The 16083-nt window shown below is 49.7% G+C and carries 16 protein-coding genes; 13 read left to right on the top strand and 3 right to left on the bottom strand.

All coding sequences use genetic code 11. The features are described from left to right. Nucleotides 1-14 precede the first annotated feature (14 nt). From OEV59_05100 to OEV59_05125, 6 genes are all read left to right on the top strand, one after another. Complete coding sequence (locus OEV59_05100; protein MDH4227114.1) at nucleotides 15-884, top strand: ParB/RepB/Spo0J family partition protein; 870 nt, start codon at nucleotides 15-17, stop codon at nucleotides 882-884. Nucleotides 885-921: 37 nt separating this feature from the next. Further along, nucleotides 922-1335, top strand: a complete 414-nt coding sequence (locus OEV59_05105) for a polymer-forming cytoskeletal protein (protein MDH4227115.1) — start codon at nucleotides 922-924, stop codon at nucleotides 1333-1335. Between the two features lie 41 nt (nucleotides 1336-1376). Next, complete coding sequence (locus OEV59_05110; GenBank protein MDH4227116.1) at nucleotides 1377-2819, top strand: amidohydrolase family protein; 1443 nt, start codon at nucleotides 1377-1379, stop codon at nucleotides 2817-2819. Nucleotides 2820-2875: 56 nt separating this feature from the next. Next, nucleotides 2876-3796: a branched-chain amino acid transaminase gene (locus OEV59_05115; protein MDH4227117.1), complete on the top strand. Its 921-nt coding sequence runs from the start codon at nucleotides 2876-2878 to the stop codon at nucleotides 3794-3796. A 247-nt stretch (nucleotides 3797-4043) separates the two neighbouring features. Beyond that, nucleotides 4044-4427, top strand: coding sequence for a response regulator (locus OEV59_05120; protein ID MDH4227118.1), 384 nt, complete (start codon nucleotides 4044-4046; stop codon nucleotides 4425-4427). Nucleotides 4428-4499: 72 nt separating this feature from the next. After that, nucleotides 4500-5984, top strand: a complete 1485-nt coding sequence (locus OEV59_05125) for a hypothetical protein (protein MDH4227119.1) — start codon at nucleotides 4500-4502, stop codon at nucleotides 5982-5984. A 46-nt stretch (nucleotides 5985-6030) separates the two neighbouring features. On the opposite strand, the gene OEV59_05130 is transcribed toward OEV59_05125, so the two are convergent. Next, the gene (locus OEV59_05130; protein MDH4227120.1) at nucleotides 6031-7167 is read right to left on the bottom strand and encodes a M48 family metallopeptidase; all 1137 of its coding nucleotides are present in this window, start codon (nucleotides 7165-7167) and stop codon (nucleotides 6031-6033) included. Nucleotides 7168-7191: 24 nt separating this feature from the next. Beyond that, nucleotides 7192-8358 carry a zinc-ribbon domain-containing protein gene (locus OEV59_05135; GenBank protein MDH4227121.1) on the bottom strand — a complete coding sequence of 389 codons (1167 nt, stop codon included), beginning with the start codon at nucleotides 8356-8358 and terminating at the stop codon, nucleotides 7192-7194. Between the two features lie 179 nt (nucleotides 8359-8537). Between OEV59_05135 and OEV59_05140 the strand changes: the two genes are divergently transcribed. The 7 genes from OEV59_05140 (at nucleotide 8538) to OEV59_05170 (ending at nucleotide 15640) form a co-directional block, all read left to right on the top strand. Beyond that, nucleotides 8538-9683 carry a 2'-deoxycytidine 5'-triphosphate deaminase gene (locus tag OEV59_05140; GenBank protein MDH4227122.1) on the top strand — a complete coding sequence of 382 codons (1146 nt, stop codon included), beginning with the start codon at nucleotides 8538-8540 and terminating at the stop codon, nucleotides 9681-9683. 42 nt (nucleotides 9684-9725) lie between these two features. Continuing rightward, complete coding sequence (locus OEV59_05145) at nucleotides 9726-11918, top strand: DNA translocase FtsK 4TM domain-containing protein (protein ID MDH4227123.1); 2193 nt, start codon at nucleotides 9726-9728, stop codon at nucleotides 11916-11918. Beyond that, entirely contained in the window at nucleotides 11919-12566 is a 648-nt protein-coding gene (locus tag OEV59_05150; GenBank protein MDH4227124.1) for an outer membrane lipoprotein carrier protein LolA, read from the top strand. 28 nt (nucleotides 12567-12594) lie between these two features. Further along, on the top strand, nucleotides 12595-13083 hold the full coding sequence (locus OEV59_05155) for a YajQ family cyclic di-GMP-binding protein (GenBank protein ID MDH4227125.1): 489 nt from the start codon (nucleotides 12595-12597) through the stop codon (nucleotides 13081-13083). Nucleotides 13084-13177: 94 nt separating this feature from the next. Continuing rightward, nucleotides 13178-14065 (top strand): FecR family protein, encoded by an 888-nt coding sequence (locus tag OEV59_05160; GenBank protein MDH4227126.1) that lies wholly within the window; start codon nucleotides 13178-13180, stop codon nucleotides 14063-14065. Beyond that, on the top strand, nucleotides 14046-14906 hold the full coding sequence (gene prmA, locus OEV59_05165; GenBank protein MDH4227127.1) for a 50S ribosomal protein L11 methyltransferase: 861 nt from the start codon (nucleotides 14046-14048) through the stop codon (nucleotides 14904-14906). Before OEV59_05160 ends, prmA begins: the two co-directional genes overlap by 20 nt. Continuing rightward, nucleotides 14903-15640 (top strand): 16S rRNA (uracil(1498)-N(3))-methyltransferase, encoded by a 738-nt coding sequence (locus OEV59_05170; protein ID MDH4227128.1) that lies wholly within the window; start codon nucleotides 14903-14905, stop codon nucleotides 15638-15640. The genes prmA and OEV59_05170 overlap by 4 nt, the downstream gene beginning before the upstream one ends. On the opposite strand, the gene OEV59_05175 is transcribed toward OEV59_05170, so the two are convergent. Further along, nucleotides 15633-16055, bottom strand: a complete 423-nt coding sequence (locus OEV59_05175; GenBank protein MDH4227129.1) for a peptidylprolyl isomerase — start codon at nucleotides 16053-16055, stop codon at nucleotides 15633-15635. The two genes, OEV59_05170 and OEV59_05175, sit on opposite strands and share 8 nt — an antisense overlap. Between the last annotated feature and the right edge of the window lie 28 nt (nucleotides 16056-16083).

The following is a 16083-nucleotide window of genomic DNA, read 5'->3' on the forward strand; positions in this document are numbered from 1 at the left end:
AGGGGGCAGATGTCATGAAAAAGAAAGTGCTTGGCAGAGGACTTGGCGCATTGATAGGCGGAGCTCCTTCGGCAGCATCGCAGGCGCAGGGAGCGGCAACTGTGGATGCTTCCGGAAAGTACATGCTTTGTCCGGTTGAGAGGATAAGGCCCAACAAAAGGCAGCCAAGAAAGAATTTTGACGCGGCAGCGTTAGCGCAACTTGTTGATTCTATTAAAGAAAATGGTGTTATAGAGCCTCTTGTAGTAAGAAAATCAGGCGAGAGCTTCGAGCTTATAGCAGGAGAGAGAAGGTGGAGGGCCTCGAAGGCAGCAGGGCTTACCTCGGTACCGGTTGTTATTACCGATGCAACCGATATAAAAAGTCTTGAGCTTGCGATAATCGAGAACATACAAAGAGAGGACTTAAATCCCATAGAAGAGGCCGAGGCATACCAGAGCCTCGTTGACAACGGACTTACGCAAGAAGAGGTCGCGAAAAAGGTTTCAAAGGAAAGGGCAACGGTTACGAACTATTTGAGGCTTCTTCGCCTGCCGCCTGAGATAAAGGACGAGGTTGTAAAAAGCTCCATAAGCATGGGGCATGCGAGGGCAATACTTTCCCTTGAAGGCCATGCCCAGCAGCGCGAGCTCTGCAGGCAGATACTAAAGAAAGGGCTTTCAGTAAGACAGGCCGAGTCGCTTGCTGCTTCGGCAGCGAGAAAGCAGAACCCTTCGAAGGCAGGCAAGAAGTCCCGCCATGCCTTTCCTGTGGAAGAAGAGCTTAGAAGGGTGTTTGGCACAAAGGTTTCCGTTGTTGACAAGAACGGCAAGGGTAGGATAGAAATAGAGTATTATTCGGCGGACGAGAGAGAGCGCATCCTTGCCATGCTTACGCGCAAATAATAAAAACGGCTTGAACCTCAAAAAAGGGGATTGAAAAATGTTTAAGAAAAAAACAGCAGAGCAGCCTGTTACCGAAGCTACCGGATACATCGGAAGCGGGACATATATAGAAGGTAAGGTCCGTTATAACGGCACGCTCAGGATAGACGGGCATTTTAAGGGCGAGATAGAGTCCGAGGGATTCTTGATAGTGGGCGAGAGGGGCAAGGCCGAAGGCGTGATGAAGATAGACAATGCTCTTCTTTGCGGCGAGGTGAGAGGCTCTGTTATAGGAAAAGATAAAATAGAATTGAGGTCCCCGGGGCGCATATACGCCGATATCCAGGCGCCGACGATAATCATGGGCGAAGGTGTGCTTTTCGAGGGCAGCTGCGTGATGGTTAAAAAGCCCGGCACCGGGCCAAAAGAGCCGGTCGAGATATCCACCGATTATGATGGCAAGAAAAAATAATTTTCTTATAAGCGGACAGGGTGAATAGAAAAACGGTTTTTTTGAATTATAAAAGCCTTATTGCGTCAGCGGTTGTTGCGCTGATTTTTGTTTTTGCCGGAGCCGCAGTTTCCGCTGTAGCTGAAAAAAGCAACGCGCCCTATGACATAGTCATAAAGAACGGCCGCGTCATGGACCCGGATACGAACTTCGACGCGATGGGCTATAATGTCGGCATCAGAGGTTCAACCATTACGGCTGTCACAAAGGACGATATAAAGGGCACAATCGAGATAGATGCAAAGGGCCGCGCCGTTACTCCCGGATTTATTGACGTGCTTTCTTACGACCCGATTGAGTACGGCGTAAAGTACAAGATATCGGACGGCGTTACCACAAACCTCGCGCTCCACGGCGGAACGGTGAAGATGGGGCCGTGGTACAAAAGCTTCGAAGGAAAAACAGCCGTTAACTTCGGGGCCGCGTTTTTTTACATGGCTGCCAGGGGAGAGCTTGGCATCTCCATTTATAAGGCGGCAACCGGAGCTGACATAGAAAAACTGAAAAAGACGGCTCAAAAGGCCCTTGACGACGGGGCCCTTGCCATAGGCATAAGCCTCGAGTACGCGCCGGGCATAACTGCGGAAGAAGTCGAGGCAATGGCAAGGATAGCGGCCGCTTATAAGGTTCCGGTCTTTTTTCACGCAAGATATTCGGACATGGAGGAGCCGGGCACGAACTTCGATGCGCTAAGGGAAATCATAGATGTCGCGAAAAAAACGGGCGCGGCCGTACACGTTGACCATATAAACAGCACCGGCGGCACCTTCTCCATGAACGAATCCGTTGCCATGGTAAAAAAGGCAATTGCCGATGGCATTGACATAACGGCGTGTATTTATCCGTATGATTACTGGGCAACGCATCTTAACATGGCAAGGTTCGACGGTGACTGGCAAAAACGCTTCAGGATAGGTTATAATGATTTGCAGCTTGGCGCCTCGACCGAAAGGCTTACTGAGGAAAGTTTCAAGAAATACAGAAAGCAGGGCAAGCTCGCTGTTGCATACGCAATACCCGCGGAGGATGTCGTAGCCGCGATAAAGGCGCCGTTTGTGATGATAGGGAGCGACGGTATTTTAAACCCCGGAAACAACAATCACCCGAGAGGGGCAGGCGCGTTCGTAAGGACGATTGCGGTTTATGCGAGGGAAAAAAACGTTATTACTCTTATGGAAGCAATAGCAAAGATGACCATAATGCCGGCAAAGAGGCTTGAGCGCGGAGCGCCTGTGTTCAAAAAGAAGGGCAGGCTCTCCGTTGGCGCCGATGCCGATATACTTATTTTTGACCCGGAGAATGTCAGGGATACCGCGACGGTTGTCAAGCCGAACTCGCATTCCGTTGGCATGGATTATGTCATAGTCGGCGGCGTTATCGTTAAGGACGAAAACGGCGTTAGAAGGAATGTAGCGCCCGGGCGGGCGCTTAAATCCTCGAGATAGGCATAGGTGTATTTCCGGCGTTTTGGCCGATAAATTTAATATACAAGGAGCAAAACATGTCCAATATAGAGACAAAGAAAATATGGATGGACGGAAAACTCATAGATTGGAAGGACGCGACAGTACACGTCCTTACCCATTCGCTGCACTACGGGCTCGGCGTGTTCGAAGGGGTGCGCTGCTATAAGTGCGAAAACGGCAAGAGCGCGGTCTTTAGGCTAAAGGAACACACAGACAGGCTCTTTGATTCGGCGCACATAATGCAGATGGAGATACCGTTTACAAAAGACGAGATAAACAAGGCCGTGGTCGAGACCATAAAGGCCAATGACCTTAAAGAGGCCTACATAAGGCCGCTTGTGTTTCTCGGAAGCGGCGGCATGGGCGTGCTGCCAAAGCAGAACCCCGTGCGCGTGTCCATTGCAGTGTGGGAGTGGGGCGCTTACCTCGGGGAAGAGGGTATCTCGAAGGGCATAAGGACGAGGATATCGTCATTTACGCGCCATCACGTGAACGTTTCGATGACGAGATCCAAGACCAGCGGCCATTACGTGAATTCCATACTTGCCAAGCGCGAAGCCATAAAGGACGGGTATGACGAAGGCATTCTTCTTGATACCGAAGGCTACGTTGCCGAAGGGAGCGGAGAAAATATCTTCATCGTAAAGAACGGGGTTCTAAAGACACCGCCGCTTACCTCCGTGCTAAACGGCATCACCAGGGACTCGGTGCGCCGCATTGCAGAGGACATGGGCATGACGGTCGTTGAGCAGCGTTTCACCAGGGACGAGCTCTATATCGCGGACGAGGCGTTCTTCACAGGAACGGCTGCCGAGGTTACGCCTATTAGAGAGGTCGATAACAGGAAGATAGGCGAGGGTAAACGCGGCCCGGTAACGGAGAAGATACAGACAACGTTCTTCGATGCGATAAAGGGCAAGAGTAAAAAATACGAAAGCTGGCTGACGTATTTCTAGATTCAGCTGCTTAAAAGACATAACTCAAAAGGCTGCTTGTAAAGGCAGCCTTTTGTTTTGTTTAAGTAAAAATTTTGCGCAACCCGGTAAGAGATTTTCCTTGTCAAAGCAGGGTATTTCTTATATTATTTTAGATAGAATCATTTTATTTTCAATAAGTTACGTTTCTTTTAGATATCATAGCCGGCATAGCAAATGCGTTTAACCTTGCAAAGTCTTCCGGCGTTTATCCAATTAGGAGAAGCAAATGAATGCCAAGAAAAAGATATTGGCTCTCGATGACCAGAAGCCAATGCAAAATATTTTGAATTTTGCATTGAAAAAGGAATTCGATATAACCGTTGTCGACAAGGCGCGTAAAGCAATCGAGAAGTTAAAGGCAGAAAAATTCGATATGGCGCTTTTGGACATTGCGCTCGACGGCGACGAGACCGACGGCATCGGGGTTGCCGAGCAGCTGCAGGCCCTTGCAATAAACGTTCCGATAGTATTTCTTACTTCATTTTCAAAGGAAAGTCTCGACGAGGAGCAGCTTGCACGCATAGGCAGGCTTACGAATCTGAAGTTCTACCAGATAAAACCGATAACCCCGCACGAATTGATAGATAAAATAAAGCAGACCATCGGTTAAGCGGCGGTATTGCGGTTTTTTGACGCTTGGAAATTTTCTGTATTTTTTACATATTGCGGCAGGAGTTATTTTATGCCGAAATCGGACGGTTCTATCCCTAAATTCAAGATAAACGTGCAAAAGCTGACCAGAGGTTTTTATTTTGCCTCTGCCGCAGCCGTTGTCATTTCCGCTTTGATAATCTATGCCGTTATGTCCATGTGGGCAAAGGTCGCCGTTGTCAAGGACGGCTCCATTCCACAGCTTGTCGAAACACAGTACACGGTTATTTCCATAGACGGTACCGCCATGATGCTGGAAAAGTACTTTGATGCGCAGACCCAAGGCGCTAAGGTTGTCCTTCTCGACGCGCTTAGCGAAACCAACGATATTTTCAAAAAAGACGTGGATAAATTGATGGTCCTTATGGATGACGAAGAGGACCGGGAAATAAAGGAAAAGATAATGGCGGCCACCAAGGATTATCTTTCGATGTTCGCTTCCGGACATCCGAACCCTTCGGAGGCATTTCCGAAACTTCAAAGGCTCAAAATATCTCTTGCCGAGCTTCGTGAGTTCGTTCTTACGAAAATAGACAGGGACTTAAAGGCCGCGGAAGCCGCCAAGAACAGGGCGCTTATAATAATAATCGCGCTTTCGGTTATATCCGTAATAGGCATGTTTTTCACGACAGCCGTGCTTGCCGGGTTCATAAGCCGCCCTATTACGGATGTTGCCGGCAAGCTGGTGAAAAATTCGCGCACTATCGGATACGTTTCAATGGAATTGATGGACGGCGTCAAGGCGCAAACCAGCAGGGTCGCGGCCGCAGATAAGAGCCTGGACGAAATGATAAACGGCATCATACGCGGCGATATGGCGAAGAGTGTCGAAAAACAGGCGGAGATATCCGCCGCGTTCTCTGAATTCTTAAGACAGTTTGTCGAGCGGACGTCGGCTGAGATAGCCATGGGCATGATGTCGGTAGCCGAGCAGTCCATGGCCGTGAGAAAAAACGTTGCCGCGTTTTTAAAAGAAATGACAGATATCGAACGAAACATAAAGCTTCAAAGCGGCGCGGTCGAGGCCATAATAGGCGAATTAAAAAAGATGCGCGCGTCAAATGAAATAATAAGCGGTATGGATGTAATGGAAAAAGAGGCCGTAAAGCTGTTGGCGCTTGTCGGGACATCGGTCGAATCCGTAAACAAGCAGATAAAGCTCGGGATTTCGGTCGACGAGGCCCTTGGGGATTCCGCCGCGATAATAGACTCGGTGTCCGAACATACCAAAGAGGCCTCGGATGCCGCAAGAAAGATAAACGATATGATGGATGATCTAAGAGAGACCGTTACCAACATCAGGGGCGGCACAGGGCTTCTTGAGAAACGAAGCAGCGAGGTGGCGGCTCTTTTTGCGAGCATCACGGAACAGGTTAACAGTAATATGGATGGAGCAAGAAAGCTCGAGGACGTGGCCGTTGCCATTAAAGAGGTTACCGGAAGGCTCTCGGTAATCGTCAGGGGAGAGGACGTTATGGCTGATGCCGGCGATAAGCAAAACGAGGTAACAAGATAGTTTTACGGGGAGTTATTTGCGGCAAGAGGGCAGTGTTGGTTTATGCTTACTGTTTTGGCGTCTCCGGCGCGGTTTCTTCCGGTTTTTTCTCTGCGGTTTCTGTTTTGGCGCAAAACGCCGGCTTTATATCCTTCCATTCGGAGTCCGGGAAAATCGGCGTTGTGTTAAATGTTTGTCCCGCGATTTTTTTCTCGATGTTTTTTATCCTGTCGCCTGTCATAGGATGCGTTGAAATATAGCGCAGCGCCTCCGGCATCTTCGGGTCTTTTTTTTCCAAAGTCGAGAAAAATGTTTTCAGGGCAGCCGGGTCTATGTCGGATTTTATCAGCAGTTCGACTGCTTCGCTATCTGCTTCTTCCTCGAGAGTTCTGCTGTAGTTTGTGATGGATAGAATCATCGCGGCATTTGCCGCCACGCTTGCGTCGCCCAAAATCGCGGCAAATAGAAAGCTCGTAGACAGGCTCTGAATAATGTATTTTGTCGCATGTTTTTTAAGAACATGCTGGAACTCGTGGGCAAGGACGGCTGCCAGTTCCTCCGGGGAATTTGTCGCCTCAATGAGCCCGGTAAATACGATTATGTGCCCGCCTGGAGCCGCAAGGGCGTTTACCATTTTGTTTTTTGCGACGTAGATTTTGAAGGTATACGGGTTTTCCGGAATGGATTCGTTTAAGCGGCGCACCATCTCGTCCATGTACTTTTTAAGGTCTTCGTTTTCGCAGAGCCTTTCTCTTTCGGTCAGGTTTTTTACCACCGAGGCCCCGAGACGCTCCTCCCATTTTACCGGAATGTGCGCTGCTATCCTGGATGCTGCGGCAGGAATGCCCCAGAAATGGAGCGCAATAAGGGCGGCAAAGGAAATAAGCGAGAGTACCGCTATAATTGCGGTACGCTTTTTGCGTATTTTGGAGCCGTGAAATCTGTTATCCGGGGAGACTGCCATAAGGGCCTTTAAAAACTCTTCGCCTTCCACGAGCACCGAGGCGCCTTTATATTCGAGCCTTACGGGTTCCCCCTTGAAAAACCCCTGAGTCTGCTCTATGTTTGCGAGCGGCCATTCGTAAGTAGTCTTGCTTTTGAGTTTTATAAAAAGAGATGAGGCGGACAGAGAAACAATGCACGGCTTTTTTCCTGCCGTGCGGCCGTCGTAGTAAAACGCCTGCCATGAGGTCTTTGTCTGCATGATATTTTGGGACGCGTCTTTGTCCTAGATTCCGAAGCCGAAATCCATTTCAAAGCTGTCCATAAGGCCTTCACCGGTTGCCGAGGCCTGGTCGGCCGTTTGTCTTATTTTTTCGAAGTCGACCGTGCCTTCGAGAGAGAGATTTTCAATATTAAAGCGCATGCGGCGGGCCAGCACCCAAGGATATGCTATCCATGCGGTGAATATCAGTATAAGGTAGTTTGTTATTTCGAAGCCTATATATTTACCTGGCGTTATGGAGCATTTGAAGCGCATATTGTCGAAGGTGGTGTGTTCCCAGTCGTAGCGCACGCGTTTTGCCCGAAACCACAGTCCCATGATGCCGAGGGTCGGTATGAAAAGAAGCATGGTAATGACCCAGGAGCCTATAAGGTCGCCTCCCTTGCCGTCGTATGCAAACGGCGTTGAACCGTATCTGGTGTTGCCTCTGAGAAATTCCTGCATCGATGCGTGTAAATACGGGTAATAGATGCTGAATGTGATGCCTGTAAGAAAGTAGCCAAGGGCGAAGACCTTGAAGCATTGGCCGATGGAGCCGGTAAAGGAAAATTTTATTCCCTGCCAGGTCGTGCGCGTAAGTTTATACCTGCGCGAGCCGACCAGGGCTATCGGAACAAGGAGAAGAAAACCGAGAAGCGATAATATGCCGAAGACAGGGCTTACAAAGGTTGATAGCTGGTTGGGAATAACTATAAGGATAGCAAGAAGGCCAACGGCTTTGAGCCACCCTATAAAGAGCTCGAGCCCCGTGCCTGTGAATTGAAAACGGTCGCCGAGGAATTCGGTTTGTCCGTAGATATATTTTCTTATTTTTATTTTTCCCCAGAAGTAATATATGCCAAGCGTTGCCGCGGATAAAAGCATTGTGACAAGGTACAGGATAAATAGCTGTTCACCGCTTCCGCGAAATGCCGGGCTCTCTTTGATATTTTGCGGCGCGTTTGCCGTTGGCGGCGGGGCTTTGTGGCCGGTGTTATCGGCCTGATAATAGGCGATTGTTTTTTCGGCCGAGGCTGCGCCTGTAAAAGGCGGCGGCGTTGATGCGGCTGCGGGTCTTAACAAAGGAAACTTGTTGCCGCATTGTTTGCAGACAACGCGCACGGCATTGGCCGGAATAAGCGATTCGTCTACGTCGTCGGTATGAGAGCAGCTTGGGCAGGTAATTATCACAAAGGCACCGGAGCGAAAGGTATTTTTTAGCGAAAAGCTCTTTAAAATTTATACCATTTGAAAGTTTAAAAGTCAAAAGGGAATGTTTCGGGCATGGAAAATTTCTTCTTTCATTAATGCCGTATTTTTTGTATTATATCGTAAATTCATATCAAAGCTCGGAGCGTACAGGTATACAAATGAAGCCATCTGCCGCAAAAACAGGGGTATTGAGCTTTCAGGAGCTTAAGGCCGCGGTAAAGAACGGTTGGATAAAGACCTTAAACGGCGTTGAAGAAGCGCAGATACAGCCTGCGAGCATGGATCTAAGGCTCGGGCCAAAGGCCTACAGGCTTGTTTCGAGCTTTCTTCCCGAGAGCGGCGCTGTAAGCGATAAGCTGAAAACCACCGGTAATTATCATTCCGACCTCGTTATGTACGAGGTAGACATAAGCAGTGGCGGCATACTGGAGAGGGGAAGCGTTTATCTTATCCCTCTTATGGAAGAGCTTGTGCTGCCTGCGAATGTAGAGGGTAAGGCCAACCCCAAGTCTACGACCGGAAGGCTCGACGTATTCGCGCGCGTGATAACCGATAGAAACCCGAGGTTCGATGAAATACCGGCAGGGTATCGCGGGCGGCTTTATCTTGAGGTAATGCCGAGGTCGTTTACCATAAACGTCAAGGCAGGGCTTAGCCTCGTGCAGCTAAGACTTAGGCGCGGCGACTGCACCATCAAGGATGACAAGCTAAAGGAGCTTAATAAAAAAACCAGGCTCATATATGACGGCGATAAGCATATAGATAACGATAATGTCAGGATATCAAACGGCATATTCATGGGTGTTGACCTTGCGGGCGAGAAAAACAGCCCTGTAATAGGGTATAAGAGCAAAAGAAACAGCCATGTTGTTGATTTAACTAAGAAAAATTACTATAATATAGACGAATTCTGGGAACCTATACATAGGAACAGCAAGGGCACTCTTATACTCGAACCCGAGGAGTTCTATATACTCGCTTCAAAGGAAAAAATCCGGATACCTGCCGGGTACGCAAGCGAGATGGTGCCTTATGAGGCAGGCTCGGGCGAACTAAGGACGCATTATGCCGGGTTCTTTGACCCGGGGTTCGGGTTTGGCAAAAAGGGAGAACTAAAGGGCACAAAGGCCGTGCTCGAGGTAAGGGCGCACGATGTTCCGTTCATGATAGCGCATGGCCAGACTTTTTGTAAGTTGTTTTTTGAAAAGATGAGCCAGACGCCGGATATCGTTTACGGTCCGAAGATAGGTTCGTCATATCAGTACCAGACCATAACCCTCAGTAAACAGTTCAGGAACGGTTAGGGCGCCAAGCCGCTTATAGGAGCGCTTGGTGTCCGCAACGACATGGCAAAACCCGAAGAAAAAAAACGAGGGATAAAGACCGAGCTCGCGGGCGTGTTTTTCCTGACACTCGCGCTTTTATCGGCGCTTAGTCTTATATTTTACCACGCAGGTGTTGACCCGACGCAGGGGGTGGGGCTTCTCGGAAATAACATTACGTGGATGATGTTTGCTGGCATCGGCTACAGCGCGTATTTCTTTCCGCTGCTTCTTTTCTTTCTTTCCTTTGTATTTCTTATAAGGCACGGCGAGGGGTTTAACATAGCAAAGGCCCTTAGCCTTGTTCTTTTCTTTACCGCGTCGTGTGCGATATTTTCTTTTATCTTCGACGGCGCCGTGGCAGGCGGCGTTTTCGGCGAACTTATTGAGAGAAATCTTGCTGGGTACGTCGGCAAGGCAGGCGGCATAATCATATTCAGCGCGGTATTTCTTGTTTCTCTTAGAATAGGCACCGGACTTCCGGTCATACAGATATTCGATAAAACAGCGAGAGCGCTTTGGTTCGTTACAAAGGGCGTTTACGGCGCTGGGCGGTTTTTCGGCAAGAAGGCGGCAGAGCTTAAGAAAGAAGAGATTGAAGCGGAAAAGCCGAAAAAGCAGGCAAAGGAAAAACCCGAGACAGAAGAAGCCGCAAAAGAGCCTGTGCAGGAAAAGAAGGCGGAAAAGCGCGCGCCAAATATCGTTACGCTCGAGCAGGAAAAATCGAAAAAGAAAAAGGCCGAGCCGGTACAGGAAGAACTCGGCTTTACGCAGTCTACGGGCGGAGCCTACCAGCTTCCGTCGACAACCCTTCTCGAGGCTCCGGAAAAGGAACAGGCGGCCGCTGATAAGGAAGTGCTTCTTACCAATTCGAAGATACTCGAGAAAAAACTCAAGGACTTCGATGTCGACGGCTCGGTTGTCGAGGTCCGGTTTGGCCCGGTTGTCACGACCTACGAGTTCGAACCCGCCCCGGGCGTAAAGGTCAACAAGATAGTCAACCTCGCAGACGACCTGGCGCTCGCGCTTAGGGCGCATTCCATACGCATACTTGCCCCGATCCCGGGGAAGGCTGTCGTGGGAGTAGAGGTGCCAAACGTCTCCAAGTCCAGTATAACGTTAAGAGAGATACTGGAAGGCCAGGACTTCAAGAAAAACAAAAGCAGGCTTTCGCTCGCGCTCGGTAAGGACATCTCCGGAGAGCACTACGTTGCCGATCTCGCGAAGATGCCGCACCTTCTCGTTGCAGGAGCAACGGGCTCGGGTAAAAGCGTTTCCGTAAACGTCATGATACTTAGCATCCTTTTCAAGGCCACTCCCGAAGAGGTTCGCTTTCTTATGGTGGACCCGAAGATGCTCGAGCTTTCCATATATGACGGCATACCGCACCTTCTAAAGCCTGTTATAACCGATGTTAAACGCGCAAATACGATGCTTCGGGGCGCTGTCGTTGAGATGGAGCGAAGGTATAAGCTCATGAGCGAGCTTGGTGCAAAGAATATAGAAGGCTATAACGCGCTCGTTGCCGAAAAACCCGGGCATTCGGATACGGACCATAAGAAGCTTCCCTTTATAGTGGTGGTCATCGACGAGCTTGCCGACCTGATGATGGTAGCGGGTAAGGATGTCGAGGACTCTCTCGTGAGGCTTTCGCAGATGGCAAGGGCCGCCGGCATACATCTTCTCGTGGCAACGCAGAGGCCCTCGGTGGACGTCATAACCGGGCTCATAAAGGCTAATTTTCCGGCGCGTATTTCATTTCAGGTGCCGTCGAAGACCGATTCGCGCACCATACTCGATGCCGGAGGAGCGGAGGCGCTCCTTGGTCAGGGCGATATGCTCTTCATGCCGCCCGGCGCGGGAAAGCTTTTGAGGCTGCACGGTTGCTATGTGTCCGAAAAAGACATAAAGAAGGTCACGGACTTCTTAAAAAAGCAGGGTAAGCCTGTTTATCATGATGAGATAATGGATGAAAAGACCGTTGAAAGGATTGCCGAGGCCGAGGACCTAGGCGAGGAGTTCATGGCCAAGTACATGGAAGCGGTCGAGATGGCGCAGAAGATGGAGATGATATCCACTTCTTATATACAAAGGCGTTTTCGCATCGGATATAACACTGCAGCGCGCATAATAGAGAAGATGGAGCAGGACGGGGTCGTTGGGCCTGCGCAGGGCAGCAAGCCCAGAGAAGTCATAAAAAGAGGAATAGGCGAGTAGATGAAAAAGGTTTTTTTGAAAACAGGCGCAACACTTGTTGCCGCAAGTATTATTTTTATTTCAACGGCTGCGTCTGCTTTGGATATCAAAGAAGTCATCAAAGGCGTGCAGAGCAAATATTCCGGCATAAGCACGGTGCAGGCTTCCTTTAAGCAAGACACATATTATAAGGAGCTAAAGCAGCGCGATTCTTCCACCGGCAGCGTGTCCCTTAAGAAACCGGGGAAGATGAAGTTCGTATATAAAGACCCGATACAGGACGAAATCCTAAGCGACGGTAAAAAGTTCATATACTATCAGCCAGACATTGCGCAGGCAGTAGAGTCGCCGCTTACCGAAGGCCCGCCTGCGGTTGCGATAGGGTTTCTCATGGGCGAGGGAGATTTCGAAAAAGATTTCAATGCCTCTGATTTGAAGAAAACAGAGAGCGGTTATGCGTTTACTCTTGCGCCAAAGGAAAAGGACAGGGTAATAAAGTCGATACGCGTTGAAACGAGCGATGAGTTTCTGGTCTTCAAGGTCGTTGTCGACGATGCATACGGCGGCGAGACGACCATGACGCTCACGAACATTCGCGTTAACGAGGATATAAAGGATAGTTTTTTCAAATTCAAAACGCCAAAGGGCGTTAAAATCATAAAACCGTAGAAACCTAAAATATAGCGGGAGGTGTTTTATGCCGTCGTTTGACGTGGTATCAAAGGTGGATGAGCAGGAGATAGACAACGCAGTGAATCAGGCAATCAAGGAAATGGGGCAGCGTTACGACTTCAAGGGCTCCAAGTCCGAGATAAAGTGGGAAAAGAAGGGCGAGATAGTGATGATAGGCGATGATGACATGAAGCTCGAGGCGGTAAAGGACATGCTGCACACCAAGCTTGCAAAGCGCGGCGTGCCGATAAAGGCCCTTGACTACGGCAAGGTCGAGGAAATATCGGGCGGCTTGAAAAAACAGGTTGCGAAGATTGTGCAGGGCATACCGCAGGAAAAGGCAAAGGAGATAGTGAAGATAATAAAGGATTCGAAGTTAAAGGTGCAGGCGCAGATACAGGGCGACCAGCTTCGTGTCACAGCCAAGCAGATAGACGACCTTCAGGAGGTTATCGGGATGCTCAAAACAAAATCGCTCGATATAGCGCTCCAGTTCGTCAACATGCGGGCGTAGGAAAAAGAGGCGCCCCTTGCGATACCGTGCGACACAAATAGGAACGGCCGCTTTAGCGGCCGTTCTTTGTTTTCTGGCCGCTGCTTCTTACGCTGTGGCCGATGAAAAAGCAGCTCCTGCGGCCTGGGTCACGGTTACAAGTGGCGACCTGGTTGAAATACTTAGGCACGGCAATACGATAAAACCTTCCATAGGCACGGAGGTGCTGGTAAACGACGAGATACGCACGGGAAAGAAAAGCGGCGTTACCATTCAGTTCGCGGACAACTCGGTCATAACCGTTGCCGAGCAGAGCAGCATGGAACTTACAGAGTGGTATTTCAATGAAACGGAAAAAACCAACCGCATAAGCACGCGGCTCAAAAAAGGGCGCATGAGAGGGTTTCTTAACGGGCTTTCGAAGGACAATTCCAAAATGACAGTCGAAACGAAGATGATAATTGCCGGTATAAAAGGAAGCGAGATGTCTGTTTGGGAAGAAGAGGAAAGCGGGGATGTCGGCGTTGCTGTGCACGAGGGCTCGGGCTTTGTCGAAGCGCTTGGCGAAAAAATGCAGGTAGCGCGCATGGTGGATGCCGGCCATATGCTGACGGCCAAGACAGGCGAAGTGCTCATGGGGCCGGTGAAGATAACGGCAACGGCGCTAAAGGAACTTAATAAGCTCATTATTATAAGAAAGGACGATCTGATAAAACTTTTGAAGGCAGGGGCCAAGGTGGTGTATAAGGGCGGCGAATTGATAGTGCAGGGCGGAGCAGTCGTTGGCGAAGTGGCCTTAAACGGCGTAAAAAAGGTTTCCGAAACAGCAGCGAACACCGCATCGGAAGTTATAGAGACAACTGTTGATATGGCAAGCGGGGTTAAGCGCGTGGCCGGTGATGTTCTTGGCTCCGGTGATAAGGATGCGCTTGGCACGGCGCCGCTGAAAGGGATGAAGGCAGGAGCTGCCTTGGCAAGGGGATATGAGCAAAAAGTGGATTGAGATAAAGGCCTCCGGGCCTGCGAAGGGCAAGGACGATGTCGTCGATATTGTCGTGGCAGCCGGCAGCCAGGGCGTGTTCGAGGAGGAGGAAAGCGGGCGGCCTCTTGTAAAGGCGTATCTCTTGCCGGAGAAAAAGGCCGAGATAGATAAGATAGAAAAGGCCTGCGCCAGGTTCAATTGGAGTCTTACCGTTACCGATTATAATGATTCGGGGTGGACGAAGAAGTGGAAAAAATTCATCAAGCCCGTGAAGGTCGGCACTGTGTTTGTAGCGCCTACGTGGACAGCCAGGATTCCCAAGTCAGTGCGCCATATCATAAAAATAGACCCGGGCATGGCCTTTGGCACCGGAACGCACCCAACGACAAAGAACTGCATACGCGCTATCTACGATATTTCCCTGAAAAGGTCGAAGGCGGCGCTTGGGAAAACAAAACTCCTCGATGTCGGCACGGGAAGCGGCGTGCTGGCGCTTGTTGCGATTCGCCTTGGGTTCGGTTCGGTTGCGGGCATTGATAACGACCCTATTGCAGTGAAGGTTGCAAAGGAGAATGCGGAATTAAACGGTTTGAAGGTAAAATTCTCGGCAACTTCGCTTGGCCGTGTGACAGGACGCTACGATGTTGTTGTAGCAAATATCCTTGCCGAGACTTTAAAGAGAATAAAAAAGCCGCTTTGCGTGAAGGTAAAAAAAGAAGGCCTGCTTGTTCTCTCCGGCATACTTAACGAAGAGGCGGCATCTGTTGTCGCCGCGTACGTAAAGGAAGGGTTTTCTCTTAAAAAGAAATACGTGACAAAGGAATGGTCGACATTGCTCCTTGAAAAGGCCGGTAAAAAGTGAGACGGTTTTTTGCCGAAGGACTTAAAGAAACCGACAAGGACTTCGAACTCGCGGGCCAGGAGTTTAAGCATCTTAGGGATGTGTTGAGGCTCGAGCCCGGGGATGCCGTTGTTTTGTTCGACGGCAAGGGGCTTGAGGCAGAGGGAGCGATAAAGAGCATAGGTAAGGCAGCGGCCCTGATAGACGTAACAAAGATAAATAATGTCGTGAGGCCCGATAGGATATCCATAACGCTTCTTCAGGCCCTTACAAAGGGCGATGTGCCGGAATTTGTCGTTGAAAAGGCAACAGAGCTTGGCGCGGCACGGGTTGTGTTTTTTGCGGCAAGGAGAAGCGTTATAACGCTCGATGAAGAGAATAAAAAAAAGAAGCTCGAGAAATTCAGAAAAACAACCATAGCAGCCGCAAAGCAGTGCGAGAGAACGCGCCTTGTAGATATAGAGATAAAAAGCTTCGAAGAGGCCCTTAAAGAAGCGGCCGAATTAAAGGTGCTCTTTTACGAGGACTCGACGGATATGGTACTTAAAAACGTCCTCAGGGAAAGGTCTTATAAAAGTCTTTCTCTCTTGATAGGACCCGAGGGTGGTTTTGAAAAAGAAGAAGTCGAGGCTGCGAAGGCTGCGGGTTTTAAGGTTATATCCCTTGGTACGCGTGTTCTAAGGGCCGATACCGCTTCGGTTGCGGCCCTCTCGATTGTTCAGTATGAGCTCGGGGATATGGGACAGGCTACTTGACGCTAAGGATTTTTACTTCGAAGTTAAGGGTCTTTCCTGCAAGCGGATGGTTCGCGTCGACTATGACGGTATTTTCCCTTATCTCGTGCACTCGTAGAGACACGCGCCTGCCGTCCTCTGTTTCGCCCTGAAGCATGCAGTTTACGGCCTGCGCTTCCTTTGGCACGTTCTCGCGCGGCACTTCCTGGAATTCTTCCGGGTCAACGGGCCCGTAGCCCTCTTCGGGCGATACGGTTATCATCTTCATGTCTCCTGCCTTCATGCCGAGTATCTGGCGGTCGAGCCCCGGGATTATCATGCCCGAGCCCTGGAGCAAGTTAAGCGGCTTGCCGCCGACATTGGAGTCTATTATCGTTCCGTCGTTTAGCGTTAGCGTGTATTCGAGGGAAACCATGCTTCCGTTTTGGATTGCCATTGAGAAGTTCCTTTCTGCATTGTTTTTT

The organism is Deltaproteobacteria bacterium, from assembly GCA_029858205.1.
Taxonomy (GTDB): domain Bacteria; phylum Desulfobacterota; class GWC2-55-46; order GWC2-55-46; family DRQE01; genus JAOUFM01.

Excerpts from the sequence above, each read along its gene's own strand:
- OEV59_05100 (MDH4227114.1), top strand. The coding sequence starts at position 15 with ATGAAAAAGAAAGTGCTTGGCAGAGGACTTGGCGCATTGATAGGCGGA.
- OEV59_05105 (MDH4227115.1), top strand. The coding sequence starts at position 922 with ATGTTTAAGAAAAAAACAGCAGAGCAGCCTGTTACCGAAGCTACCGGA.
- OEV59_05115 (MDH4227117.1), top strand. The coding sequence starts at position 2,876 with ATGTCCAATATAGAGACAAAGAAAATATGGATGGACGGAAAACTCATA.
- OEV59_05120 (MDH4227118.1), top strand. The coding sequence starts at position 4,044 with ATGAATGCCAAGAAAAAGATATTGGCTCTCGATGACCAGAAGCCAATG.
- OEV59_05125 (MDH4227119.1), top strand. The coding sequence starts at position 4,500 with ATGCCGAAATCGGACGGTTCTATCCCTAAATTCAAGATAAACGTGCAA.
- OEV59_05130 (MDH4227120.1), bottom strand. The coding sequence starts at position 7,167 with ATGCAGACAAAGACCTCATGGCAGGCGTTTTACTACGACGGCCGCACG.
- OEV59_05140 (MDH4227122.1), top strand. The coding sequence starts at position 8,538 with ATGAAGCCATCTGCCGCAAAAACAGGGGTATTGAGCTTTCAGGAGCTT.
- OEV59_05145 (MDH4227123.1), top strand. The coding sequence starts at position 9,726 with ATGGCAAAACCCGAAGAAAAAAAACGAGGGATAAAGACCGAGCTCGCG.
- OEV59_05150 (MDH4227124.1), top strand. The coding sequence starts at position 11,919 with ATGAAAAAGGTTTTTTTGAAAACAGGCGCAACACTTGTTGCCGCAAGT.
- OEV59_05155 (MDH4227125.1), top strand. The coding sequence starts at position 12,595 with ATGCCGTCGTTTGACGTGGTATCAAAGGTGGATGAGCAGGAGATAGAC.
- prmA (MDH4227127.1), top strand. The coding sequence starts at position 14,046 with ATGAGCAAAAAGTGGATTGAGATAAAGGCCTCCGGGCCTGCGAAGGGC.
- OEV59_05175 (MDH4227129.1), bottom strand. The coding sequence starts at position 16,055 with ATGGCAATCCAAAACGGAAGCATGGTTTCCCTCGAATACACGCTAACG.